Raw genomic sequence first — 23,025 nt, forward strand, 5'->3', positions numbered from 1 at the left:
GGGTCCCGACACATGCCCATCAAGCTAAGGTTGGGTCTTCCATGAACTTCCTTTCGGGTTGCCTACATGCTTGATAATTTGTTTATTTGTTTTTAAAAATACGCATACCAAATAAACCTTAATGCGGTGTATTTTTAAAGATTATGCAGTTTTTTGCTTTAGATTGGATACAGTAAACTGATAAACGACACCTAAAATATCAAAGACTGTCTTTTTCTCATATCGATGGGATTTCCGTCCGTTTTTCTGTAAGAAGTCAAACAGACGAAGGAAAATTTTTGATACTTCTTGGGTGTCTTTTTGTATAGCTTCATATACTAAGTACAGATGATCTTGAATCATATAAATTGCTTTATATACACTTAATTCTTTTTGTTTTTTCTGTAGTAACAGCTGTCGCATTTTGAACATAGTGGAAGAACAAAGAAAAATAGCGATTAACTGTCCATAAAGATGACATTCTAGACGCTCTCGCTTAATATTGTGACAATGATTGATACCAAAAAGAGATTTCCATGTTTTAAATACAATCTCTATTTGCCAACGTAGTGAGTAGATATCATGAACCTGTTCCATTGGAACAATTCCCCATGGTATGTTGGTAATATAAACGTTGATTTCTGTTAATCGTTTACTTTTTTCAGAGTATGTAACTCCTTTTTTCTTTTCAACATAGGTTTGCTGTTTCCTACGTTTATGAGTTTGAGTCGATGTCAGTCTGTATATTACAACTCGTGAGGGTAATTTTTGTTGTCCAATATAGGCATTCCAAATTTCATAAGTATCTCCTGGTTTTATCTGATGCATAATATCTTCAAGGTTAAGTAAATCATATAGGGATTGCTTTTTTACTGTCCCATCCCGAAAGAATTCTGGAGAATCATTTTTTACATATACTCTATTATTTAATTTCAACCGTGAAACATATAATACACCTCGTTGATCCATCTGGTCTAAATCTTTTAGAGAAAAGTATCCTAAATCTCGAATACATGAATCTCCTGGACGTAAGGTATCTAAACAATCTGTACCAAAGGTTTTATCATTATTTTTACCTGGCTCCATTTGAAAATTGAGGAATTTTCCACTATGTAAATCATACTCTAGCTGAATTTTAATACCGGCTGTTTGTGCACATCCTCCTGAACCAGGATAAATAGGGGCCAAATGATTAGGGACTTGAAAAATAGTAGCATCTAAAATACGTATACGTTGAAAATAAGAAGTATATTGGTTTTCGATTTGAGACGAATCGTTTAGTTGGCTTTTGACTAAAAGAGAAAAAATACGCTGTAGAAATAAAAGAAATCCACCCTTTCTGATATTATTTTATTAATCCGTTAAGCACCAAAAAAGTTATTTAAACATGGATTTAATAAAGATTAGGAGGAACAAATGATCAGTAAACTAAATCAGGTTATAAAATGTTTCCCTTGCCTGTCCTCTATTGAAGCTAAGGAATGGAATAGAACTGATATTTCTATAGTGCAAGTTCCAACCACTCCTGTAGCTTTTGCAAGGGGGCATCGCTTACACCATGCTATTTTTATTTTGGATGGCTGTGTACGCATTTATAGGATTGGAGAGAATGGCAGGGAGATAACCCTCTATCGGGTTCAGAGCGGCGGCGTTTGTTTAATGATGATAGCTAGCATATTGGGTGATTTAGATTATGAGGCTTTTGCCGCAGTCGAAAGCGATGTTGAAGCCTTAATCATACCGGCCGAAACTTTTCGGAACTGGATACATACATACGATTCGTTAAGCAGATTTATATACGGATTATTTATTCGTAAAATGTCAACTGTGACTCAGCTTGTAGAAGAGATTGCTTTTAAAGGGATAGACGATCGGATTGCAGATTATCTCATTAAACATACCTCTCTATATTCCGACGAGATAATCATAACCCACGAGAAGTTGTCTATTGAGTTAGGTACAGCACGGGAAGTAGTTAGCCGGACACTAAAGAAGTTCGAGAAGGAGGGACTTCTTACTTTACATCGCGGAAAAATCGTAAACATCCAACGAAAGGCTCTACAACAAAAATTTAGCCGTTTTCTGTGATATAGTTACAGAAATTCTCCTCTTTTAGATTATATGATAATGAGGACAACATTCATTAAGGAAGGAAGATCTTCATGGAAAATCTAAACGCTCTTTACAAAGGAGACGATGTTCTTTATCGAAATTCTTATTTAAAACGAATTAATGAGCTTATAAAAATGGCACCAGCATCCTCAAAAGCTTTTTTAACATTTGAGAAGGAGGCGTTTGTATCTGGATTAATACCAACGAAAACAAAGGAACTTATTGCGATTGCGGTGGCTCATACGACTGGTTGTCCCTATTGTATTGATGTTCATGTAAACAAGTATAAGAAATATGGGGGAACTATGGAAGAGGTTTTGGAGGCAATTATCGTTGCATCTGCAGTAAAAGCCGGAGCAGCCTTGAGTCACGGTGTAAATGCCTTAAATGCGTATGAGAAAAACAATATGCTATAGTAAATGGTTTTGTTTATTCACTTATAATGGGATAGCATTTAGATTTAAACGGCTTTATTGGTATGTTTTTAAGTATAGTGAAGTATCTTACATTAAAAATTAAACAACTTTTAAGGGTAAAGCTATCATTCATAAATAGCATTACCCTTCGTTTTTCACATCAAAATTAAATGACTTTATTATGTTTAAATACTTATATCCAAGAAAAATGTGTATCCTTTACACATAAGTATTCATTTTATCGTTTTGGGGAACATCATAAAATCTTAGCTTGATGGCAATGGGGTACCTCCCACATTTTAATGAAAATATACGCTAAGCAAAAAAACTAGCCTCTACAAAAGAAGCTAGTTGACGTAAAATTCGAAAACGGAAGTTAAATTAATTTCCTAATTTCATATATTTTATAATTTCAAGATTATCTTGCACTATAATAGTTTTGTTTTTGTATCTATTTTCACGGATAAATTGGTGAATTTCATTTTTATTGAATGTAATGTTCCATTCAATTAGTTCCCAAATACTTTCCTCTGTAGATTTTCTTTTACTTGGTTCTATTCCAGATACTTGTTGTTTATACCTGTCCCATATCCTCGTTTCTTGTAAGGATAATGGTGGTGTTAAAATAAATATTTTATCAGCTCGGAGAAAACTTGAATGTACCCAATCGTCTATATATGCTCCCTCGATAATCCAAGAGTCCATTGATGTGATTTCTTTAAGATTTTGTTCACGAATTGTTTTTGGAACTTTAATTTCAAAGGATTCTCCTTCCCAACTAACATCGTCTAAATCATAAACTGGGACAGCAAATTGTTCTCCTATATGTTTTGCAATGTAGGTTTTACCACTTCCTGAACCTCCTACAATATGTATTTTCATCGGAACCTTACCCCCTTTTTCTAATTATACCATTAGGAAAAGGAGGTAAATTGTAGATTTTGAATGTACATGATATTCATGTGGAGTTAACATAACGTAACATTATCAGCAGTAACTAAATTCCAGAAGCCCATTCATACCAAGAGTTTGCCAGCCTTCCGTTCCCTCCACTGTATGTAGGATTTCATACATACAGTGGAGGGAACGGTATTTTGCGGTTCAAATCGTTCTCGTATCCTGCATGAAATCCAGCATATCCTTAGCGTTTAAAATCCGCGTTTTGCCGTCAGCATCCCATTGCCATCAACCTAAGAAAGCAGGTTACCCCCCAAAAAGATAAATAAGCTTTTTTTCACAAGAAATTCCAAAAAATTTCGTTCTGGGGGTGTAATAAAACTTTAGCTTGATGGGCATGGGGTACCGCCAGCATTTCGGAAAAAAACCACGCTAACAGTATTATTCTAAAAAAAACTGTTGCTTAAAAGCATTCTTTTAATTTTGTATAAAAAAGTAGTGTAAGCCAATAATCAGCTTACACTATTAATTTGAATATATTTAAATCATATGGAACCTCAGCCCACAAAGCGAAGTAACTGACGTAAGTAATTTCTTCGAATCAACAAAAAGTAAGTAATTTGTACAAATATAAACCCTGTGAATACGAAAATAGAATTTTGAGCAACCGATAAATCTACGTGTTTATGCTGCGCTATATATTGTAGTGCCATAAATGCTACACCACTATGAACTACTGCTACTACAATTGGTACAAAAAATAACACAATAATTTGTTGTGTTACAACCTTCTTCAATTCTTTTTCCGTTAATCCCACTTTAGAAAGCATTTGATACTGTCTTCTATCTCGATCTAGATCTGTGAATAAACGGAAGTACAAAAAGCTAATGGCAAAAACAAAAAATACAATCCCTATTAATACACTAATAATAGATAATAACCCATTTACTTGTTTTCCTTCCAACCATTTTAACATTAGTGATTCAAATATATATGGAGGGTTTACTTGTGTATTATCATAAGGCATTATACTCATAAGTTTATTAGCAACGGCTTCGGTTTTCGTCCAATTTTGAATTAAAAAACCGTATTGAGTATATTGATTACGTTTATTTTCTTGTAATGGCGTTGTATTTTTTATTTGTTCATAAACTGAATCAGAAACAACAGCAATATAACCAAACGAAGGACTCAGTATATGATCCATTAATACTTTTTTTCCAGAAACATGAAGATTTACATCACCTTCTTGCAAGGTAAGAGATGAAGCTTCTTTTTTTAACTCCTCTAATGATTGATTTCTTAATCTACTTTTAGACGGAAGAATGAGGCTATCCTTCTCTGTTTGCAAAATTTCTGTAGGATATCCTAATATTTTTGCTGACTCATTATAATCCGTAAGTTTCATAATATCTACCGTATTTTCTGTTGTGAAAATGGTAGGAGAAATCAGTTTGTATGAAAATCCAGCGTCATTCAATTGTTTTTTGATTTGAGAAATATGTGCTTTTTCCTCTACGTTTCCTTTATATGATGTATAACTAAATGCATAAGGGCTCTGAGATTCTGCTAAAGCACTACTTCCGATGGAAAGGCAAACTCCAATAGACGTAAAAGCGACAGCAGAAAGAATACTAACTAAAAATAGCGTTTTCGCATTATCCGTCATTCGATAAGCCAATTCTGAAATAGTTAATAGATTCGTTTTTTTAAAGAAAGTATGTTCACGCTCCTTTACATATTTGATGAGATAAAAGCTAAGTTGAGTAAATAAAAAATATGTTCCTAACACACTAAAAAAGACGCAAATGAGCATAACATATACAAAACTGTTCCCTCTCCATAATGAAGCATACAAATAAAATGCCGCAGCATATCCAATCGCGATGAAAAGAATAGCGAGTAACGCTAACCACTTAGATGACTTGGGCTCTTGTTTTGGTTTTTCTTCTGATTTCATCAATTCAATTAACTGAGATACCTTCATCATTCTTGCAGTAAAAACAGAAACGAGTACAAATAAGATTAGGAACGAAAGACATGTTACTACAATTGCCTTTGTTGGTAGATAAAATAACAAGCGACCTTTTAATGCTAAAAGATTTGCACTTGCTAATAAGATTAATTTTCCAAAAATAAGTCCAATTCCAATCCCAACAATAATAGAACAACATCCAATTAACATATTTTCGATAAAGATTAATTTCTTTAACTGAGAATTCGTCATACCAAGAAGGATCAAAACTCCAAATTCACGCTTTCTTGTTTTTAAAAACGCATTAACAGAATACAAAATAAAGAAAAAAGAGAAAAACATAATTAAATATTGAGCAATCTTAAATCCTTGCGTCCCTAAAGCTGTCATCGTTGCACTTGTTGATGCAATTTTTCCACTAAAGTAAGGATGAAAAGCAAGTAATTCAAAAGTAAAAAATATCATAACAGCAAATGTGCTACTCAAAAAATGGCCGAGATATAATCGTTTATTACGGATTACATTATTACTAGCGAATTGACGAAAATTCATTGTGATTTCCCCCTAATAGTGACAATACATCTATAATTTTTTGATAAAAAGTTGAACGATTCTCGCCACAATAAATTTCATTATAAAATTTTCCATCTTTAATAAAGACAATTCGATCACAATAACTAGCAGCTACTGGGTCATGTGTAACTAACATCATTGTTACTTGTTGTTCTTTATTTAATTTCTTTAATAATTCCATCACATCACTAGCAGCTTTTGAATCTAAATTTCCTGTCGGTTCATCCGCAAGAACTAATTGAGGAGAATGAATAAGTGCACGCGCAATGGCTGTCCGTTGAGCTTGTCCTCCAGAAATTTCATATGGTCGTTTATCTAAAATCTTTTCAATCCCCAATTGTCTAGAAATAGATTCTACTCGTTTATTCATCTCTTCCAAATTCACATTATCTAATGTAAGCGGCAGAACAATATTTTCTTTCACTGTTAATGTATTCAACAGGTTAAATGACTGAAAAATAAATCCTAATTCACGGCGTCGAAATAACGCCAAATCATTAGTAGCCAAATGATAAGGGTTCTTTCCATTAATCAATACTTCCCCTGATGTTGGAGCGTCAATGGTAGAAACCATATTGAGTAAAGTAGTTTTTCCGCTTCCTGATGGTCCCATAATCCCTACAAACTCACCCTTATTGATTGTTAAATTAATATTTGAAAGTGCTTCATACAATACTTTCCCAGTATACGTTTTATTTAATTCACGAACCTTTAATGTTTCCATACAATAAGTCCCCTTTATCTTTGTTCTTTTCGAAATAAGTGTAATGCATATAATTTATTTCTCATATTGAATAGTCTTTCATTTATCTAACAACTTTGTAATGTTTCTGAAAATAAAAAAAAGAAGATGAATCATCTTCTAATAAGCAGTGTGAGAAAAAATAATACGAACTGCAGTACCTACCCCTATTTCAGACTCTATTTCAATATCATGTCCTAGTTTTTTAATAATATTTTGAACAAGGTACAGTCCCATTCCTGTTGATTCTTTAAATTTCCGACCATTTTCTCCTGTATAAAACGGCCGAAATACACGCGGTAAATCTGCTTTGGGAATCCCAACACCACGATCCTGTATTTCAAGAGTTAACGTTCGATTATTAGTAAAAGCAGAAATTGTTATATTTTCTTTACTTCCCATTGAATATTTAATTGCATTAGATACTATCTGATTCAGAATAAAACGAAGCCATTTTTTATCTGTTTCCACTATAAAATCTTGTTCTATTTGTACCTTTGGATACACATAACTTCTAATGAAGAAACGTTTATTTTCATGAATCACTTCATCAATAACCTTTCGTAGTGAGACTTTTTCTACACAAAAATCTTGTTCAAATGTTTCTAAACGCGCCATGTATAAGACCATTTCCAGTCCTGTTCGCATCCGATCTACTTCCTCACTAATACTTTCAAAACGTTCATCATCTGCATCCTGTGTAATTAATTCAATTACCGATAAAGGTGTTTTCATTTGATGAATCCATTGATTTAAAAAGGTGAGGTGTTCTTCTTGCTTATGCTCCCAAGTCTTTAGCGTTTGCTCATAATGACTATATTGCTTTTCTAACACCTGGTGTAATGCAATAGATACTGGAGAAGAATCTAATTCTTTCAATGATTCATTTAACATTTGGGGAGGATGAGATAATGTCTCATAAAATCTACGATGGGTATAATAACGATATATTAAATATCCTATTACAAAGCATGTCCCTAAAAACACACTATACAAAGCAGTTAATAGATTTGTATACCCATCTAACCAATATACTAACAGCGTGACAAATAACTGAATTACAGAAAAACAAATAAAAGGTATTTGGTCCTTTACAAATAACCGCATCACACTGTCTCCTCATCTTCCCATGTTATCTTTAGACGATATCCGTTACCACGAACAGTTTCTAACGCACCATCAATCCCAATTTCCTGCAACTTTTTACGAACACGTGTAATATTGACACTTAGTGTATTATCATCAACATAAGAGGAATCATTCCACAATTTTTCTAAGATAGCTTCACGGCTTACAATACTTGGACAGCGTTGCAATAATATTGTTAACAAGGAATTTTCATTTTTTGTAAGAGGTACTATTTTTCCGTTTAACTCCATTTCGGATCTTTCAGGGTAAAGAATTAAACCAGATTGCTGTATTGCTCTTTCTTCTATTTTCGGAGCATAGTCACCGTATACACGTCGAAGTTGACTTCGTATCTTCGCGATTAAAACTTCATAGTGAAATGGTTTTGTAATATAATCATCCGCTCCATAGTCTAATGCCATGACTTGCTCCATTTCCCCACTACGTGCTGATATAAAAATAATTGGACAAGTAGACAAAGTTCGAATTTGACGACACCAATAATATCCATCAAAACTAGGAAGATTAATATCAAGTAAAACCACATGAGGTTGAATAGTCTGAAATACCCCTAGAATATTTTCAAAATCTGTCGCAATTATTCCCGTATAACCATATTTATTAATGTGTGATTGAAGCAATTCTGCAATTTTCGTATCATCTTCTACAATCATAACTTTATACATATATTATTTTCCTTTACTTATATATTTTTAGTCTGGATAAATGTAACATATTCTAAAACATTTTTTGATACTTTATACTGATTTCAAATTCTAATTAAATTGTTGATTTATTTGCTTAGTATCATTACGCTACCTTTCCTCTAAATAATATTTATATTTTACATATAGGGTTCACCATACATGCCCATCAAGTTAATATTTTAAAGTACCCCCAAAATAAAAATTTCCTTTTTCTACAGTTAGTTATTTGAGAAATCAGCTTTTTTTCGCTTTTGGGGTGTTTACTTTTCTTAAATTGATAGGCATGCGGCTGAACCCAAAAAAAGGAAAGTAATATCTATTTAAAGAAATTTTAAAAGATAAAAACGAATGTAATTATAGAATGACTATCTATGATAAGAAAAGGAGGCACTTACATATGCTAACAAATGATTTAGATTTCCGATTAGAACCACGCTTAAAAGAACTGTATGAACAACATAAAATAAGAGCACAGAAGATAGATTGGGGTTATCATGAGTTTTTACCATGGGATAAGGGGATGGACTTTAAAAAAGTTCCTTGGGATGAAAGTCAGGTTGCCCTTCCTTCTGGTGTAATTACGGCCATTGAAACAGCTTTATTAACAGAAGTGAATTTACCATGGTTTACAACGTATTTATCTGCAACTTTTAAAGGGTCCCTTTCTGTTATTACGGACTTTATTCATACTTGGACTTCAGAAGAGGATCAACATTCGAATTTGCTGGAGACATATTTACTACTTACTCGAAGCGTGAACCCTAAACGATTACACGAATTAAGAAAGTCAGTCGTTGAAGGTGGATTTGAGCCTGATTTTCACACGCCAATCGAAGCCATGACGTATACGACGCTACAAGAACTTGCAACGATGGTGTTTTACAATAATGTAGCTAAGTTTGCAAGTAAGCATGATCCAGATCTTGCTACATTATTACGCCGTCTTGCAAAAGATGAAACCCTTCATTATGCGTTTTATCGAGACGTGATTCGAACACATTTGGAATTGGAACCTAATTATTGTTATCATATTGCCAATGTGATTATGAATTTTAAAATGCCAGGTGCAGTCATGCCTGATTTTGAAAATAGAATGGCTGTGATTGCAAAAGAAGCTAACTATGGGCCACTACAATATTTTGATCAAGTACTTGATGTAGTAGTTGATTATTGGGGGTTAAAAGATTTACGACCAATTGCACCTCTAGCTGAAAAAGCAAGAATTAAGATTTTGGAGTACCACACAAGATTGAAAAAAATACGGGATCGATTTGGTCGTTTTCAAGGGAAAACTGATCTACGTTAATTAGTAGGGGTCACCATACACATCCATCAACTTAAGATATTGGTAGCTCCCCATGCCCATCAAGCTAAGAAAAAATTAATACCCCTAAAACAAAAAAACGCCATTCTTTCGAAAGAATGGCGTTTTTTCAATAGGTACTTTCCTAAACTTTTGACATAAATGATAATGTAAAATGGTTATTCCCTATGTTCCTCCATTCTCTTATAGTAATCAATTTTTTCTTCAATTTTCATCAAGTTATCCTTCAACTCTTTAATTTCTTTAAGGACTTTATTTTGATGTATTTCTAACAATTCTCGTCTAGCGCTTATTGTAGGTTCACCTTGACTTCGTAAATCAGAAAAAAGTTTCATGTCTGTGACTGACATTCCTGTTACTCTTAAACGGATTAAGAAATTGATCCAAGAAATATCAGCTTCCGAATATTGACGATAACCATTGATATCTCGGCTCACCTCATTAAGTAATCCAATTTTTTCGTAGTAACGCAAGGTGTGCACAGTAAATCCTGTTATTTTTGAAATTTGTTTAATAGTAAATATATTTTCCATAAAATTCATTATAACACCAAGAAAAGGGGTTGCTTTAGAGTGCACTCGAGGGTGTAACGTTTAATCAAGAGTTACTTTTTAATCAATTGATACTACGCAACATAGACGTACTAAATGATTAAAAAATTAAAATTGATAAATTCTTAGGAGGCAAATGCAATGGATAATGAACGTTATCAGCGTGGCTGGCAAAAACTAATGGAAGTAGATGGAGAAGGTGGACAACGTGTTATAGATTCACTAAAAGATATTGCTCCTGATCTCGGTAAATATGTTGTTGAATTCGCTTTTGGTGATATCTATCCTCGAGAAGGATTAGACCTCAAACAACGTCAATTGGTTACAATCGCATCATTAACTACACAGGGTGGCTGTGAACCACAACTTAATGTCCATATTAATGCGGCACTTAATGTTGGTCTCTCAGCAGATGAGATAGTAGAAGCAATTATGCACTGCATCCCTTATACGGGCTTTCCACGAGTCCTTAATGCAATCTTTGTGGCAAAACAAATTTTTGAAGAACGTAAGCTGAACTTAGGATAAGATACTATTAATGAATAAGCTCAGTCGAATCAATTACCTTATTTTTTTATAATAGGAAAGGATGGTGCTTTTTTATGAATCTTTCAATTTCAGATGAATTAACCTCTTTTCCAAAGAACTACAACACTGTTTATCTCCTCTAGCTCTTCAAGAAGTTGCGAGAGAGGTTGGGTTTGTGAAACGGACTAGTAAATATCGTGCTCAAGAATTAGTAGCTCTGTGTGTATGGCTAAGTCAAAAAGTCGCGAGTACTTCATTAACACAATTATGTAGTAATTTAGAGTCTTCGACAGGGGTTTTGATGACCCCTGAGGGACTCAATCAACGATTTAATCCTTCAGCTGTCAAGCTCCTTCAACATATATTCTCTTCCTTGCTTACCCAAAAGCTATTTGCTCCTCAGTGCTTTCTTCATCGCTATGCTAATCGGTTTCAACGTATACGAATCTTGGATTCTACGACCTTTCAACTTCCAGATATATTCGCTTTAGCTTATCAAGAATCTGGAGGAAGTAGCCATACAGCTGGCGTAAAGATTCAATTAGAATACGATCTTCTAAGTGGACAATTCCTACATATTCATTTAGGGCCTGGTAAACAAAATGATCGAACCTATGATTCCACGTGTTTACAAACGGTAAAACCAAATCATTTATGTATACGTGATTTAGGTTACTTCGACCTGAAGGATGTCCATCAAATGGATGCGATAGGAGCCTTTTATATTTCCCGCTTAAAATTAAACACTCGAATTTATCGGAAGAATCCTGAACCCGAATATTTTAAAAATGGTACAGTTAAAAAACAAACTGAGTATATTCAAATAGATATGGAAGAACTTATGCATCAATTAAAATCAAGACAAACCAATGAAATTTCTGATGTTTACATAGGCCAGTATCAAAAGTTGCCGGCTAGGTTAATTATCCACCGACTTACAGAAGAACAAACCAAAAGACGGTGGAAAAACCAAGCCCCATGCCTATCAAGCTAAAAGAGCTAGTTATCCCAAAACAATAAAAAAGAGAAAAACACACAAAATTTCCGTTTTTGGGGTATTAAAATCTCTTAAGTTGATGGATGTGGGGTCCCGACACAAAGTTTTTATTTTTTTAATTCATTGGGAGTAAACAAGAAAGACTGACACAATACAAGGTGCATTGCCCCCCTAAAATAGCGGGATAAAAAATAAAACCAGGTCATATTTCGACCTGGTTTACTCTGATTGCTTTGATTTTTGTGGTTGCCCTTTTTTACGATTTCTTTGCTTTGCTTGTACCACTGGATCTAATTCATTTGAAAACTCGGCATTCTGCCCGTTTTGCGTTTTTTGCTCTGGGTTATTTTGATCAGAACGTTTTGCCATTTATCTTTCACTCCTTATTAGTGCGGTGTAGTGATCATTTGATGCCGCAGCTGTTGCACTGCAAGACGTGCACGATATAACTGATCACGCTGCTCAGCAGTTGCAAAGTGCTCCATTGTTTCGATTTCTGTATAAGCTTTTTCCAATTGTAGCTGTGCATCTGAATAATCCATCTTATTGTAATGTTCTTGTCTCATGCCTATTTCTAGCTGTTGTTTTGCGTATTCCATCGCTTGTTCTGCTTCATTGATGCATTGTTCAATTGCGTGACGCTCTGCCATCATGTTTCCTCCTTGCCTTTCATTTCTCCATTAGTCTATCCCTTCCATCTGAACCTTATGAGTATGTTATAATGATTTTTGCTCATATCATTGAGGAGGAATAATATGAAAGTCCAAAATCCTTTCCCATATTCAAATGACAATAAACGTTATCATACATGGAACTATCATCTGCGCGGACATTTTGGCGAGAAAATCTTTAAAGTTTCTCTAGATGCAGGTTTTGATTGTCCAAACCGCGACGGCACAGTCGCATACGGTGGCTGTACATTTTGCAGTGCGGCTGGTTCTGGTGATTTTGCCGGTGATCGCCGTGATGATGTTGTTACGCAATATCATGAAATGAAAGAGAAAATGCATACAAAATGGAAAGATGGCAAATGTATTGCGTATTTCCAAGCTTATACGAATACACATGCTCCCGTTGAGGTATTAAAAGAAAAATTTGAACCTCTCTTAAAAGAAGAAGGTGTTGTCGGTTTATCAATCGCAACTCGGCCAGACTGCTTACCAGACGATGTTGTCGAATATTTAGCTGACTTAAATAAACGTACGTACCTTTGGGTAGAGCTTGGCTTACAAACAGTGCATGAACGTACAGCACTTCTTATTAACCGTGCTCATGATTATCCATCTTATGTTGAAGGTGTAAATAAACTTCGTAAGCATAACATTAACGTATGTTCACATATCATTAACGGTCTTCCGCTTGAGGACTACGACATGATGATGGAAACAGCGCGCGAAGTCGCAAAGCTTGATATTCAAGGAATTAAAATTCATTTGCTTCATTTATTAAAAGGCACGCCGATGGTAAAGCAATATGAAAAAGGACAATTAGAATTCCTTTCTCTTGAGGATTACGTAAACCTTGTTGTTGATCAGCTTGAAATCATTCCATCAGATGTCATTGTGCACCGCATCACAGGTGACGGTCCGCCAAATTTAATGATCGGTCCAATGTGGAGCTTAAATAAATGGGAAGTATTAAATGCAATTGATGCTGAATTTGTACGCCGCGGCAGTTGGCAAGGCAAATATGCAAATGAGGTGAAGGAAGTATGAAGTTAGAACGCATTTTACCCTTTGCTCGCACACTGCTAGAGCGAGCTGTGAAAGAAGGAGATTATGCCGTTGATGCGACACTTGGCAACGGTCATGACGCTTGTTTTTTGGCTAAGCTTGTTGGAGAGAATGGAAAAGTATTCGGCTTTGACATTCAAGCAGAAGCAATCACAAATTCTAGCGCGCGACTACAAGAACAAGGACTAACAAAGCGTGCCGTTCTTGTTCATGATAGCCACGATACATTAACAGCTGTATTACCGGAAAATGCAAAAGGAAAAGTAACAGGAGCTATCTTCAACTTAGGCTACCTTCCTGGCGGTGACAAAAGCATCGTTACAAAACCGAACTCAACTCTTTCTGCCATACAGCAACTATTAGAAGTAATGGCACCTGAAGGCATCATCGTTCTCGTTATTTATCATGGACATCCAGAAGGACAAGTCGAACGCGATGCTGTTGTAAAATTTGCTGGGGAGCTCGATCAAAAAGAAGCGCATGTACTGAAGTACGAATTTATGAATCAACAAAATAACCCGCCGTTTATTATTGCAATTGAAAAGCGGTAAATAGAAGTATAAAAGCCACTCTTTATACAACAGTATAAAGAGCGGCTTTTTGCATCACTGCGCTATTTTCTTTCGATACATCTTCCCATTCCAATAGAAAAAGCGCGAAGTAAGACCTCCATATTTTACAATGCGCCGCGCCATCTGCTGCATTTCTTTTTGCTGCGACACTTTTTGGTCTGATAAATATATACCTAGTAGTCCGCGACTGATGAGGCGGTGAAACTTCATATGCGGGATTTGTTCCAAACTTTTTTCCGCTTCTATCACAAAATGTTTCAATCTCTCAAGAGTTGCTTCTTTATTTTCATAATAACTACAAAAATTTAAATCTCCGCCAATACGGTCTTCTTCTTGGTCAATGAAATAATCAAGTAAAATATGTAATCCTTGTACATACGGAAAATAGCCTTGCTTAATTTTCATAATATCTTCATCTGCTAATTCATCGTGGAACGCATACGCGACAAGACAGAAAATACCGAGCGTTGAACCTGCGCATGCGGAAAATTCAAACCAGCTCATTGGCGGGACTTTTTCACGATGCGCTGCAAACCACGTTTTTAAACGCTCTTCTCTCTCTTCTAGTTTTACATGTTTATGAATTTGCAAATCACAATAATAACAAGCAAGCTCATGAAGAATTGGTGCAATCTTGTTATAATGCTTCGTTTTTGCAAGCACGTCCTGGCACGTTTCTACCAGTTCATCTAAATAACCGCCATCATCTTGATCATCACGGTAACGATAATAATTGCTTCCTTCACTTCCTGGCGTTAACGCCGCAAGCATCGATTCATGAAGCGCCGCAAAATCATTCGGATCAAGCGATGTACTGCGGTCACATAAATTATCCAAGTAATCACTAATCGTTTGATACGCTACAATAAATCGAATACATTCTTCACGATGTTCATGGGCAAGCAGTGCTAAAATTCCGCCACCCTCACAGTGAAACGTTTTATGCTCAATACTCGCTAATGCTTGATTATGAAGTTCATCATTCGGAATATGATAGGCGCGTTCTTTCCACTTTGCGAGCTCATGGTGTACGACCGGAAACACATCTCGGTATACTTTCGCCATGAGCGTTATGGGGTTACTTGGTACTGTCACTTCTTTCTTCATCTCCTCTAATGAATATGGTTAAGCATGTTCAAAATGTATTACAAATTTCATCTGTTCATTTTTCTTTCTGAATTAAATGTGTTTCTACAAATGATTTTGCATATGCGAAAACGTCATCTTTTTCATACTCATTAAATAGCTCATGATAACAATTCGGCCATTCCTTGTATGCTTTATCACTAATTTTCAGATTATCAAACCATTTGCGGACACGTGTTTTATCTACAAGTTTATCCTCACACGCCTGCATTAGCAAGAGTGGTACATCTGGAAATTCATCGCGTTTTTCATGAGCGACTTCTACAGCTTTAATTAACTCACTATACCAACGAACTGATACTTTACGCAAGAACAATGAATCATTTTCCATCGCATCACGAACTTCATGATTGCGCGTTGCCATTTCAACTGTAATATTCGACTGAAACTGCATTTTCGGCGCAACAACATTCAGTACTTTTACAACGGCCTGAAGCGGTACTTTAGGCTTTAATACAACCCCTAAACACGGTGAAGTTAAAATGACTGCTTGCACATCCATTTTCGTTTCTTGCAGCACACGAATGACCGTTAAGCCTCCCATACTATGTCCATATAGGAAAATAGGCAAGTAATATTTTCTCGCTTCTTTGATCCATGCCTTTACTTCTTCTATGTATTCATCAAATGAAGTAATATGTCCTCTATTTCTTGAAGTTGTTCCGTGCGCTGGTAAATCACCCATTACCACATGAAAACCAATATACCGCCACATTTCTGCAAGTGCCTCGTAACGACCATGATGCTCCATCGCACCGTGTACTATAACTATAACAGCTTTCGCCTCTTCTGCTTCATAATTCCACATAAAACTCCTCCGTTTCACTCTCTTTCATAATTTGCTACACTAATAGTAGTTTCTAGGAGAGGAAGATTACTTATATGATTTATCCTTATAAAGACAAAAACCCAAAAATCGCTAATAGCGCATTTATCGCTGACTATGTCACAATTACAGGCGATGTCATAATTGGTGAAGAATCAAGCATTTGGTTTAACACTGTCATTCGCGGAGATGTTTCTCCAACCATTATCGGTGACCGGGTCAATGTACAAGATCAATGTACACTTCATCAAAGCCCAGCATACCCGCTTATTTTAGAAGATGATGTATCAATTGGACATCAAGTTATTTTACATAGCTGTACAGTGAAAAAAGATGCGTTAATCGGCATGGGGTCCATTATTTTAGATGGAGCTGAAATTGGTGAAGGTGCATTTATTGGTGCCGGCAGTTTAGTACCACAAGGAAAGAAAATCCCGCCAAATACACTTGCATTCGGTCGCCCTGCCAAAGTTATTCGTGAGTTAACAGATGAAGACCTTGAAGATATGGCTCGCATTCGTCGTCAATATGTTGAAAAAGGACAATATTATAAAAGTTTACAAACAAAGTGATTTTTTAGCTGCCACTATACAGGCAGCTTTTTCTTTGCAAATCTCTACCTTTTCTTTACAAAATCTTAGTATTCCCTCAATAAAATCTTATTAAAATAAAAATAAATCTTCAAATATATATGTAGTGAGGAGGAGAATTTTGATGAAAACTAGATCCATCAGCTCCTTATATAAAATAGAGTGCTACATCTTCAAAGGAATTAATCGCTATTTTGAGCGCAAAACATTAAACATCTTTTTTTGCACCATTACACATATATGCGGTGCTACCTTTACAATTTCTCTCGCTCTATTCTTATTTTTTTTCACAACCGGTTCTTTACACAATGCATCAATTGCAAGTGCTATTTCCCTTGCGATTAGCCATATACCCGTGCAAATTCTAAAAAAGTTTTATCCAAGAAAACGTCCTTATTTAACAATTCTTAATGCAAAGCATCCAACAAATCCATTAGTAGATCATTCTTTTCCATCAGGACACACGACTGCTATCTTTTCTGTTATTACTCCTTTTTTATTATATGAACCAAGTATGACATTCTTGCTGCTTCCACTAGCAATTAGCGTAGGAATTTCGCGTATTTATCTCGGCTTGCACTATCTATCTGATGTACTTGTTGGCATGTGCCTCGGAACAATATCCGGCATTATTTCTTATTATCAATTCATTCCACTTTTCATATAAGGTGAAACTTCCATCGGCGGTGAGAGCTCATCCTCACTGATGGAAAGCTCTCACTAATCAAGCTCTTAGGGGCAGTTATTCCCCACCTGATTTCTTTATTTTCTTTGCACTTTGAGGTGGAGGTATCACTACCCATTAATGGCGGGATAGAAGAAGGAGGGAATTTGATGAAAATTGCCATCTTTACAGATACGTTTACACCGCAAGTGAACGGCGTTGCGAAAACACTCGATCGCTTGACACAGTATTTGCAAAAGCAAAATATCTCTTACTCTGTGTTTGCGCCGCAGCATACAGCCGAAGATAACTTTGTTACCAACGTCAATAAAATAAAAAGTATTCCACTTAAACTACTGTATCCAGAGTGCCGATTCGCATTTCCAAATCCACGTTTCATCAAAAAAGAGCTATTTCAATTTCAACCAGATCTTATCCATGTCGCAACACCGTTTAATATGGGGCTTTGCGGCACGTATTACGCCAAAAAACTAAACATACCTCTTGTCGGTTCCTATCACACAGATTTCGATGCGTATTTGCAATATTATAAAATTGAATTCTTCTCCAATATGCTGTGGAACTATTTAAAATGGTTTCATGGCGCCCTGCAAAAAACATTCGTACCTTCTCTCGAAACGATGCAACAACTGCAAAAAAAAGGCTTCCAAGACTTATACTTATGGAGCCGCGGAGTAGATTGCAATCTATTCCATCCTCATTATAATCAGGACGTATTTCGAAAAAAATATAACATTACATCGCCATATATCCTCTCTTACGTTGGACGTTTAGCTCCTGAAAAAGATATTGAAACATTGCTGGCATTAATCCACAAAACAACGAAAGAACGAAAAAATGATGTTCATTGGCTAATTATCGGAGATGGCCCTCTCGCTGGCAAAGTAAAAGAAACAATTACAGAAAATGTAACATTTACTGGATATTTAAAAGGAGAAGCGTTAGCTGAAGCATATTCTTGTTCAGATGTTATGGTATTTCCTTCTTCAACAGAAACATTCGGAAATGTCGTCTTAGAATCACTGGCATGCGGCACACCCGTTATCGGCGCAAATGCAGGCGGTGTAAAAAACATTATTACGCATGGAACAACAGGTTTTCTTTGTAAGCCGAAACAAACGGACTCTTTTTTATCTTCTATTTACACATTACTTGATCAGAAAGAGCAACGTGAATACATGGGGCAACAAGGTAGAAACTATGCTTTAACACAAAGCTGGGATGAAATTTTCAGTGACCTCGTGATGCATTATGAAGATGTCATTCAAAATCGAAAAGCGGAAATGCTGGCATAAAGTGAAACTTCTATATTGTACAAAATATAGGAAGAGAGGTCCTACTTCGTAGTATGACCTCTCTTTATCTTGTGTTTTTATATAACTTTATCTCAAAAAATCTATTATTACCATTAGCCAATCACCAGCCGTGCGCTGTCCCTTAGAAGGGACGGCACACCATTAGTATAAAATGAGATTCCCTATTTTACTATCCATCAAACTTTATAATTGTTTCTTTACAAGTAAAAGATAATGCCTTCGATCCAACTTGTTCATATAATTCGTACTGCTGAAAGTAATTTGGGCCATAAATAAGCTTCATATAAGAATCACACAACATATTCATATTTCAAGTGCGCATAAAAAAAATGAGGTGATTTTTTCATGAATAATCAGCCAATGTACTTTCCGCATGTAAATTATAATCAACAGCCAGGTTATCAACAACCAAATTATCAACAGCCAGGTTATCAACAGCCAAGTTATCAACCATTCGAGGAAACAAGGGAGATCGACGATGACGTCTATCGTCCCGACGATGCTGAAGATGCTCCAACATCACCACCACCGGCACAACAACCAGCAGCACCAGCAGCATTTTCCTCTCCTATACAAACGATTCAAATACGATCAGCGATGTGTAATTGTTTAGGCAGGTGGGGATTTATTGGTTTAAGAGGGCAAGGACCTTTTGGAAGGGATTTTTGGTTTTATCCAACTGAAGTTAGAAAAAACGGGGTATCTGGATATACTTGGCAAGCAGGACGCCGCCGAAAAGTAAGCTATCGATATGCACAAATTAGAAACTTTATGTGTGTCTCGTAAATAACAGACTAACTATTTGAAAAGAAGAGGACCATTTTAAACTGTCAATATTTAAAATATGCAATATTGCATATTTTATAAATAGTTTTCAGTGTTATAATGTGATATGAGTGAACTCTCTCATATATGCAAGATACAATATACCCTAGTATGTCATAAAAAAGCGAAGAATTATAAACATTCTTCGCTTTTTTTTGTCATTTTTTAAATTCAAAAATTTAAGCTATTCAATTTCAAACATTAATATTAAGATGAACATAACTAAACCGAAAGAAGTTGATAAATATGCAAACAATATGTTTGAAAAACGGAAAAGAAGTCATTATAAGAGAGGCTTTACAAAAAGACGCTCAATCTATGATTGATTTTTATAATGTAGTCGGCGGAGAAACTGATTTTCTTTCATTCGGGAAAAATGAGTTCAGTATGTCTTTACACGATTATGAAAACTTCATAGAAACTACTGGAACAGATAATAGTTCCATCATCTTACTAGCAACAATGGATGATGAAATTATAAGTATCGCCTCCATCACCTCTAGTCCAAAAGCTAGAACGAGACACGTAGGAACACTAGGAATCGTGATCGCAGAGGAGCACTGCGGATTTGGTTTAGGTAGAATATTGATGGAAGAGCTTATCGAGTGGGCAAGATTAAATGGAACTACTAAGAAAATACATCTTGTAACTCGAGAAGACAATGATAAAGCAATAGAACTTTATAAGAAGGTCGGCTTTAAAGAAGAAGGTTTATTACAACAAGATACGTATATAAATGGTCAGTATTATAATACCCTTATTATGGGTTTGATGCTTTAAATGCGGATAAGTGAAACTTCCATCAGTGGGGGTTGCCTGCGCAATAGCGGGATAAACATGGATAGGAGGTTAACCCAAAACCTCCTACCCATACAAAAATTATTTGGTCATTTGCTTTATGCTTTCGTACTCCCTAACGACTTCATGTTCTCCCTCATCGACGTGATAATGCTTTCGTAATACGAATGCTTATGAGGCACAAAGTTACGTTTGTCTACGGTTTTATGGATTAAAACTTTTTCTCCAGCTTCATTCATTTCAAAGCCTTCCACTATAATTCCCTCTACTTCGCCAAACCAAAGTTTAGAAAAACTATTCAATTCAGCCTTAACAACGCCTGATACTTCTTCTATTTGCAGCTTATATTCGTCCATTGTTTTTTTATTTTCATATAAGAAAACGTGAGCTAATTCTTTATCAATAAAATCTTCTATTGTAACGCAATAATTGATAATGCCTAATGATATAAGTTCATCAAACGAGACATCAATCCCCACTTCTTCTTTCACTTCGCGTATTCCATCATACACGGTTTCATGAGCCAATATATGGCCCGCAGCTGTAATGTCTAATAAATTCGGATAGTCCTTTTTTGTATGACTGCGAATTTGAAAATGAATATAATCTACTCCATCTTCTCTACTTATGAACCAGCAATGAAACGTCTCATGCCAATGCCCCATTTTATGTACTTCTTCACGAGTTGCAACGCCTACTGGATTTCTATGTTTATCAAATATTTTCAGTAATTCACTTTCCATTATGTATACTCCTTATTTTCAGTATCCTTCTATACTAAGTATGGTAAATAGTAGAGAAACGAACCTACAATGCTAATGATTCCAAATAAAAATGTTCCAACCGCAAACGGATGAACTGACAATTCCGTTGCTCGAAATTCTGTATGCTCATCTGTTCCTCCCACAAAACGACTTACCGCTCTTGCTTGATTATGAAATGAATTTCGAAAATAGAGTGTATTCCACGTCACGATTATCAATAAAAAGCCTCCTGTAAATAACGTCGTAAGAAGTTCAAAGTGGAAGAAAATCGATAAAAGCCACAAACTCGCTCCTTCAAAGCACATTGTCATCATCACAAATATGAAGTATAGTGCCTTTTTAGAGAGACGATTTCCAAATATTTTTCGAACATACCTTTCTATTACTTCGAAAATTTTCCCAATAGAAAACAAAACAAGAATGAGGCCAGCACAGTACACTAGCTTTAATAAATTTACTAATAGAAAACCCACTTCCCCCCTCCGCTTCCCTTAAAATCTGTCTATGTTACAAAGCCTTATATGCATGCGAATAAGAACTTTGCCTCCTTATTTTACCAGAATAATGATAATTTTCGGTAATTTCTTACAAAAAAAAAAAGAAAGGAGTTCTCACTCCTTTCCCATCCGCTTCTGTAATTGGTTATATTCTTCCTTTGTATTTACATTTAGAAATACACCTAATGCTTCTTCTATTGTCACATACTGAACACTACACTGTGATAATAGCCCCTGCATGCTTCTCTGCTCTTCTTTTAATAACTGTTCTATTTTTTCTTTTACCTTATTATGATATAGCGCTAAAAGTGGTTGTTTCTGCCCTTCATCTAGCGGAACAATTGCTTCATATGTTTCATCCGCTCGTTCTATTAATTCCATTGCCCACTCTTTCGAAACATTTGGTGTGTCGCACGGTGCAACGATGTACCAATCTGCATCTACAAATTCCATGCCTGTTAATATACCGGCAAGCGGGCCGTTTCCTTTGTATAATTCAATATCTTCTACAACGGGTGCATCCAATATGTGCGAAAGTTCATTTGTAATGCGTGGATGACTAATTACAACAATGTCTGTTACAACTTCTTTCAATGCTTCTATACTATGTTCAATAAATGTTTTTCCCTGCCAAATTGCTAATGCTTTTGGCTCGCCAAAACGCCTGGACTTTCCGCCGGCTAATACAATTCCTGTAATTTTCATTGGCGGTGCAACTCAAATGTAATGTGTCCAAGCTCTGGTAAAATCAATTTATTCATCGCAAGGCGAACCGCACCAGTCGATCCTGGCATAGAAAAGACAACTTTCCTTCCAATTGTTCCGCCAATTGCTCTGCTTAGCATCGCCGCGCTTCCGATATCTTCTAAATAACTGATCATCCGAAATAGTTCTCCAAAGCCTACAATTTCCTTATCAAGCAATGCTTCTACTGCTTCAATTGTAACATCACGTTTTGTAATTCCAGTGCCGCCATTTGTTAACACAACATCTACATCTTCTTGTTGGCAACCCGCCAACACAGCTTGCTGAATGCTTTCTTTATCGTCTTTTACAATTTCATAAGCTGTTACTTGATGATTTGCTTCTATTAATAACTCTTTTAATAACTGTCCGCTTTTATCTGTTTCTTCTGTTCGTGTATCTGAAATCGTTATGATTTTACAGCGAACAGATAGTGGTGCTTGTTTTTTATGTTCTGTAACGCTCATTTTTTTTCCTCCTCATCGATAAGCTGTCTAAATTTTATCATATATAATATGGCAGCAAAAAAATGTGAGACCTGTCACACTTCTTTATCGAAAAAACACTTCTTTTCTAAAATTTACCTTATAATAAAAATA

25 protein-coding genes and 2 pseudogenes are annotated in these 23,025 nt (G+C 35.6%); 12 read left to right on the plus strand and 15 right to left on the minus strand.

All coding sequences use genetic code 11. From position 1 onward, the window contains the following. Nucleotides 1-141: 141 nt before the first annotated feature. Nucleotides 142-1,305, minus strand: a pseudogene (locus tag AB1284_RS19110) (IS4 family transposase); the annotation flags it as partial. A gap of 90 nt (nt 1,306-1,395) precedes the next feature. Between AB1284_RS19110 and AB1284_RS19115 the strand changes: the two are divergent. After that, a complete protein-coding gene (locus AB1284_RS19115; protein WP_429753435.1) occupies nt 1,396-2,067 on the plus strand; it encodes a Crp/Fnr family transcriptional regulator in 672 nt (223 codons plus the stop codon). 74 nt (nt 2,068-2,141) lie between these two features. Continuing rightward, a complete protein-coding gene (locus AB1284_RS19120) occupies nt 2,142-2,507 on the plus strand; it encodes a carboxymuconolactone decarboxylase family protein (RefSeq protein ID WP_429753434.1) in 366 nt (121 codons plus the stop codon). A 381-nt stretch (nt 2,508-2,888) separates the two neighbouring features. Here AB1284_RS19120 and AB1284_RS19125 read toward each other — a convergent pair whose 3' ends face one another. The 5 genes from AB1284_RS19125 to AB1284_RS19145 form a co-directional block, all read right to left on the minus strand. Then, nucleotides 2,889-3,389, minus strand: coding sequence for a hypothetical protein (locus AB1284_RS19125; protein WP_429753433.1), 501 nt, complete (start codon nt 3,387-3,389; stop codon nt 2,889-2,891). A 572-nt stretch (nt 3,390-3,961) separates the two neighbouring features. After that, a complete protein-coding gene (locus AB1284_RS19130) occupies nt 3,962-5,932 on the minus strand; it encodes an FtsX-like permease family protein (protein WP_429753432.1) in 1,971 nt (656 codons plus the stop codon). After that, the gene (locus AB1284_RS19135) at nt 5,910-6,677 is read right to left on the minus strand and encodes an ABC transporter ATP-binding protein (protein ID WP_429753431.1); all 768 of its coding nucleotides are present in this window, start codon (nt 6,675-6,677) and stop codon (nt 5,910-5,912) included. The genes AB1284_RS19130 and AB1284_RS19135 overlap by 23 nt, the downstream gene beginning before the upstream one ends. 138 nt (nt 6,678-6,815) lie before the next feature. Continuing rightward, nucleotides 6,816-7,802: a sensor histidine kinase gene (locus AB1284_RS19140; protein ID WP_429753430.1), complete on the minus strand. Its 987-nt coding sequence runs from the start codon at nt 7,800-7,802 to the stop codon at nt 6,816-6,818. Then, the gene (locus AB1284_RS19145; RefSeq protein ID WP_429753429.1) at nt 7,802-8,509 is read right to left on the minus strand and encodes a response regulator transcription factor; all 708 of its coding nucleotides are present in this window, start codon (nt 8,507-8,509) and stop codon (nt 7,802-7,804) included. Before AB1284_RS19145 ends, AB1284_RS19140 begins: the two co-directional genes overlap by 1 nt. A 418-nt stretch (nt 8,510-8,927) precedes the next feature. On the opposite strand from AB1284_RS19145, the gene AB1284_RS19150 reads away from it, so the two are divergent. After that, nucleotides 8,928-9,836, plus strand: coding sequence for an acyl-ACP desaturase (locus tag AB1284_RS19150; RefSeq protein ID WP_429753428.1), 909 nt, complete (start codon nt 8,928-8,930; stop codon nt 9,834-9,836). A 176-nt stretch (nt 9,837-10,012) separates the two neighbouring features. Here AB1284_RS19150 and AB1284_RS19155 read toward each other — a convergent pair whose 3' ends face one another. Next, nucleotides 10,013-10,387 carry a MerR family transcriptional regulator gene (locus AB1284_RS19155; RefSeq protein WP_429754419.1) on the minus strand — a complete coding sequence of 125 codons (375 nt, stop codon included), beginning with the start codon at nt 10,385-10,387 and terminating at the stop codon, nt 10,013-10,015. A gap of 159 nt (nt 10,388-10,546) precedes the next feature. On the opposite strand from AB1284_RS19155, the gene AB1284_RS19160 reads away from it, so the two are divergent. Beyond that, nucleotides 10,547-10,933, plus strand: a complete 387-nt coding sequence (locus tag AB1284_RS19160; RefSeq protein ID WP_429751824.1) for a carboxymuconolactone decarboxylase family protein — start codon at nt 10,547-10,549, stop codon at nt 10,931-10,933. A 74-nt stretch (nt 10,934-11,007) separates the two neighbouring features. Continuing rightward, nucleotides 11,008-11,909: pseudogene (locus tag AB1284_RS19165) on the plus strand (IS4 family transposase); the annotation flags it as partial. Nucleotides 11,910-12,149: 240 nt separating this feature from the next. Here the strand turns inward: AB1284_RS19165 and AB1284_RS19170 are convergent. Further along, a complete protein-coding gene (locus tag AB1284_RS19170) occupies nt 12,150-12,299 on the minus strand; it encodes a glycogen biosynthesis protein GlgD (protein ID WP_429753427.1) in 150 nt (49 codons plus the stop codon). Nucleotides 12,300-12,316: 17 nt separating this feature from the next. Next, nucleotides 12,317-12,580, minus strand: a complete 264-nt coding sequence (locus AB1284_RS19175; RefSeq protein ID WP_429753426.1) for a YtzC family protein — start codon at nt 12,578-12,580, stop codon at nt 12,317-12,319. Between the two features lie 105 nt (nt 12,581-12,685). On the opposite strand from AB1284_RS19175, the gene AB1284_RS19180 reads away from it, so the two are divergent. After that, the gene (locus AB1284_RS19180) at nt 12,686-13,645 is read left to right on the plus strand and encodes a TIGR01212 family radical SAM protein (RefSeq protein WP_429753425.1); all 960 of its coding nucleotides are present in this window, start codon (nt 12,686-12,688) and stop codon (nt 13,643-13,645) included. Beyond that, the gene (locus tag AB1284_RS19185) at nt 13,642-14,214 is read left to right on the plus strand and encodes a class I SAM-dependent methyltransferase (RefSeq protein ID WP_429753424.1); all 573 of its coding nucleotides are present in this window, start codon (nt 13,642-13,644) and stop codon (nt 14,212-14,214) included. Before AB1284_RS19180 ends, AB1284_RS19185 begins: the two co-directional genes overlap by 4 nt. A gap of 54 nt (nt 14,215-14,268) precedes the next feature. Here AB1284_RS19185 and AB1284_RS19190 read toward each other — a convergent pair whose 3' ends face one another. Next, a complete protein-coding gene (locus AB1284_RS19190; RefSeq protein ID WP_429753423.1) occupies nt 14,269-15,330 on the minus strand; it encodes a tetraprenyl-beta-curcumene synthase family protein in 1,062 nt (353 codons plus the stop codon). Nucleotides 15,331-15,397: 67 nt separating this feature from the next. After that, a complete protein-coding gene (locus tag AB1284_RS19195) occupies nt 15,398-16,189 on the minus strand; it encodes a lysophospholipase (protein ID WP_429753422.1) in 792 nt (263 codons plus the stop codon). A gap of 74 nt (nt 16,190-16,263) precedes the next feature. Here AB1284_RS19195 and AB1284_RS19200 point away from each other — a divergent pair, with 74 nt between their 5' ends. From AB1284_RS19200 to AB1284_RS19220, 5 genes are all read left to right on the plus strand, one after another. Next, nucleotides 16,264-16,779 (plus strand): gamma carbonic anhydrase, encoded by a 516-nt coding sequence (locus tag AB1284_RS19200; protein ID WP_429753421.1) that lies wholly within the window; start codon nt 16,264-16,266, stop codon nt 16,777-16,779. Nucleotides 16,780-16,921: 142 nt separating this feature from the next. Beyond that, nucleotides 16,922-17,464, plus strand: a complete 543-nt coding sequence (locus AB1284_RS19205; RefSeq protein ID WP_429753420.1) for a phosphatase PAP2 family protein — start codon at nt 16,922-16,924, stop codon at nt 17,462-17,464. Between the two features lie 167 nt (nt 17,465-17,631). Then, nucleotides 17,632-18,777, plus strand: a complete 1,146-nt coding sequence (locus AB1284_RS19210; protein ID WP_429753419.1) for a glycosyltransferase family 4 protein — start codon at nt 17,632-17,634, stop codon at nt 18,775-18,777. A 366-nt stretch (nt 18,778-19,143) separates the two neighbouring features. Next, complete coding sequence (locus tag AB1284_RS19215; RefSeq protein ID WP_429761858.1) at nt 19,144-19,584, plus strand: hypothetical protein; 441 nt, start codon at nt 19,144-19,146, stop codon at nt 19,582-19,584. A gap of 285 nt (nt 19,585-19,869) precedes the next feature. Further along, nucleotides 19,870-20,403 carry an N-acetyltransferase family protein gene (locus tag AB1284_RS19220; RefSeq protein ID WP_429753418.1) on the plus strand — a complete coding sequence of 178 codons (534 nt, stop codon included), beginning with the start codon at nt 19,870-19,872 and terminating at the stop codon, nt 20,401-20,403. 116 nt (nt 20,404-20,519) lie between these two features. On the opposite strand, the gene AB1284_RS19225 is transcribed toward AB1284_RS19220, so the two are convergent. From AB1284_RS19225 to AB1284_RS19240, 4 genes are all read right to left on the minus strand, one after another. Continuing rightward, entirely contained in the window at nt 20,520-21,164 is a 645-nt protein-coding gene (locus AB1284_RS19225) for an NUDIX hydrolase (RefSeq protein WP_429753417.1), read from the minus strand. Nucleotides 21,165-21,193: 29 nt separating this feature from the next. Beyond that, nucleotides 21,194-21,658: a hypothetical protein gene (locus tag AB1284_RS19230; protein WP_429753416.1), complete on the minus strand. Its 465-nt coding sequence runs from the start codon at nt 21,656-21,658 to the stop codon at nt 21,194-21,196. Nucleotides 21,659-21,796: 138 nt separating this feature from the next. Next, on the minus strand, nt 21,797-22,387 hold the full coding sequence (gene mobA / locus AB1284_RS19235) for a molybdenum cofactor guanylyltransferase (RefSeq protein ID WP_429753415.1): 591 nt from the start codon (nt 22,385-22,387) through the stop codon (nt 21,797-21,799). Continuing rightward, complete coding sequence (locus AB1284_RS19240) at nt 22,384-22,893, minus strand: MogA/MoaB family molybdenum cofactor biosynthesis protein (protein WP_429753414.1); 510 nt, start codon at nt 22,891-22,893, stop codon at nt 22,384-22,386. The genes mobA and AB1284_RS19240 overlap by 4 nt, the downstream gene beginning before the upstream one ends. Between the last annotated feature and the right edge of the window lie 132 nt (nt 22,894-23,025).

It is taken from the genome of Bacillus sp. S2(2024), assembly GCF_050474045.1.
Taxonomy (GTDB): domain Bacteria; phylum Bacillota; class Bacilli; order Bacillales; family Bacillaceae_G; genus Bacillus_A; species Bacillus_A yunxiaonensis.

Excerpts from the sequence above, each read along its gene's own strand:
- AB1284_RS19210 (WP_429753419.1), top strand. The coding sequence starts at position 17,632 with ATGAAAATTGCCATCTTTACAGATACGTTTACACCGCAAGTGAACGGC.
- AB1284_RS19215 (WP_429761858.1), top strand. The coding sequence starts at position 19,144 with ATGAATAATCAGCCAATGTACTTTCCGCATGTAAATTATAATCAACAG.
- AB1284_RS19240 (WP_429753414.1), bottom strand. The coding sequence starts at position 22,893 with ATGAGCGTTACAGAACATAAAAAACAAGCACCACTATCTGTTCGCTGT.
- AB1284_RS19140 (WP_429753430.1), bottom strand. The coding sequence starts at position 7,802 with ATGCGGTTATTTGTAAAGGACCAAATACCTTTTATTTGTTTTTCTGTA.
- AB1284_RS19195 (WP_429753422.1), bottom strand. The coding sequence starts at position 16,189 with ATGTGGAATTATGAAGCAGAAGAGGCGAAAGCTGTTATAGTTATAGTA.
- AB1284_RS19170 (WP_429753427.1), bottom strand. The coding sequence starts at position 12,299 with ATGGCAAAACGTTCTGATCAAAATAACCCAGAGCAAAAAACGCAAAAC.
- AB1284_RS19180 (WP_429753425.1), top strand. The coding sequence starts at position 12,686 with ATGAAAGTCCAAAATCCTTTCCCATATTCAAATGACAATAAACGTTAT.
- AB1284_RS19135 (WP_429753431.1), bottom strand. The coding sequence starts at position 6,677 with ATGGAAACATTAAAGGTTCGTGAATTAAATAAAACGTATACTGGGAAA.
- AB1284_RS19205 (WP_429753420.1), top strand. The coding sequence starts at position 16,922 with ATGAAAACTAGATCCATCAGCTCCTTATATAAAATAGAGTGCTACATC.
- AB1284_RS19160 (WP_429751824.1), top strand. The coding sequence starts at position 10,547 with ATGGATAATGAACGTTATCAGCGTGGCTGGCAAAAACTAATGGAAGTA.
- AB1284_RS19130 (WP_429753432.1), bottom strand. The coding sequence starts at position 5,932 with ATGAATTTTCGTCAATTCGCTAGTAATAATGTAATCCGTAATAAACGA.
- mobA (WP_429753415.1), bottom strand. The coding sequence starts at position 22,387 with ATGAAAATTACAGGAATTGTATTAGCCGGCGGAAAGTCCAGGCGTTTT.
- AB1284_RS19185 (WP_429753424.1), top strand. The coding sequence starts at position 13,642 with ATGAAGTTAGAACGCATTTTACCCTTTGCTCGCACACTGCTAGAGCGA.
- AB1284_RS19200 (WP_429753421.1), top strand. The coding sequence starts at position 16,264 with ATGATTTATCCTTATAAAGACAAAAACCCAAAAATCGCTAATAGCGCA.
- AB1284_RS19175 (WP_429753426.1), bottom strand. The coding sequence starts at position 12,580 with ATGGCAGAGCGTCACGCAATTGAACAATGCATCAATGAAGCAGAACAA.
- AB1284_RS19150 (WP_429753428.1), top strand. The coding sequence starts at position 8,928 with ATGCTAACAAATGATTTAGATTTCCGATTAGAACCACGCTTAAAAGAA.
- AB1284_RS19155 (WP_429754419.1), bottom strand. The coding sequence starts at position 10,387 with ATGGAAAATATATTTACTATTAAACAAATTTCAAAAATAACAGGATTT.
- AB1284_RS19145 (WP_429753429.1), bottom strand. The coding sequence starts at position 8,509 with ATGTATAAAGTTATGATTGTAGAAGATGATACGAAAATTGCAGAATTG.
- AB1284_RS19125 (WP_429753433.1), bottom strand. The coding sequence starts at position 3,389 with ATGAAAATACATATTGTAGGAGGTTCAGGAAGTGGTAAAACCTACATT.
- AB1284_RS19225 (WP_429753417.1), bottom strand. The coding sequence starts at position 21,164 with ATGGAAAGTGAATTACTGAAAATATTTGATAAACATAGAAATCCAGTA.
- AB1284_RS19220 (WP_429753418.1), top strand. The coding sequence starts at position 19,870 with ATGCAAACAATATGTTTGAAAAACGGAAAAGAAGTCATTATAAGAGAG.
- AB1284_RS19115 (WP_429753435.1), top strand. The coding sequence starts at position 1,396 with ATGATCAGTAAACTAAATCAGGTTATAAAATGTTTCCCTTGCCTGTCC.
- AB1284_RS19120 (WP_429753434.1), top strand. The coding sequence starts at position 2,142 with ATGGAAAATCTAAACGCTCTTTACAAAGGAGACGATGTTCTTTATCGA.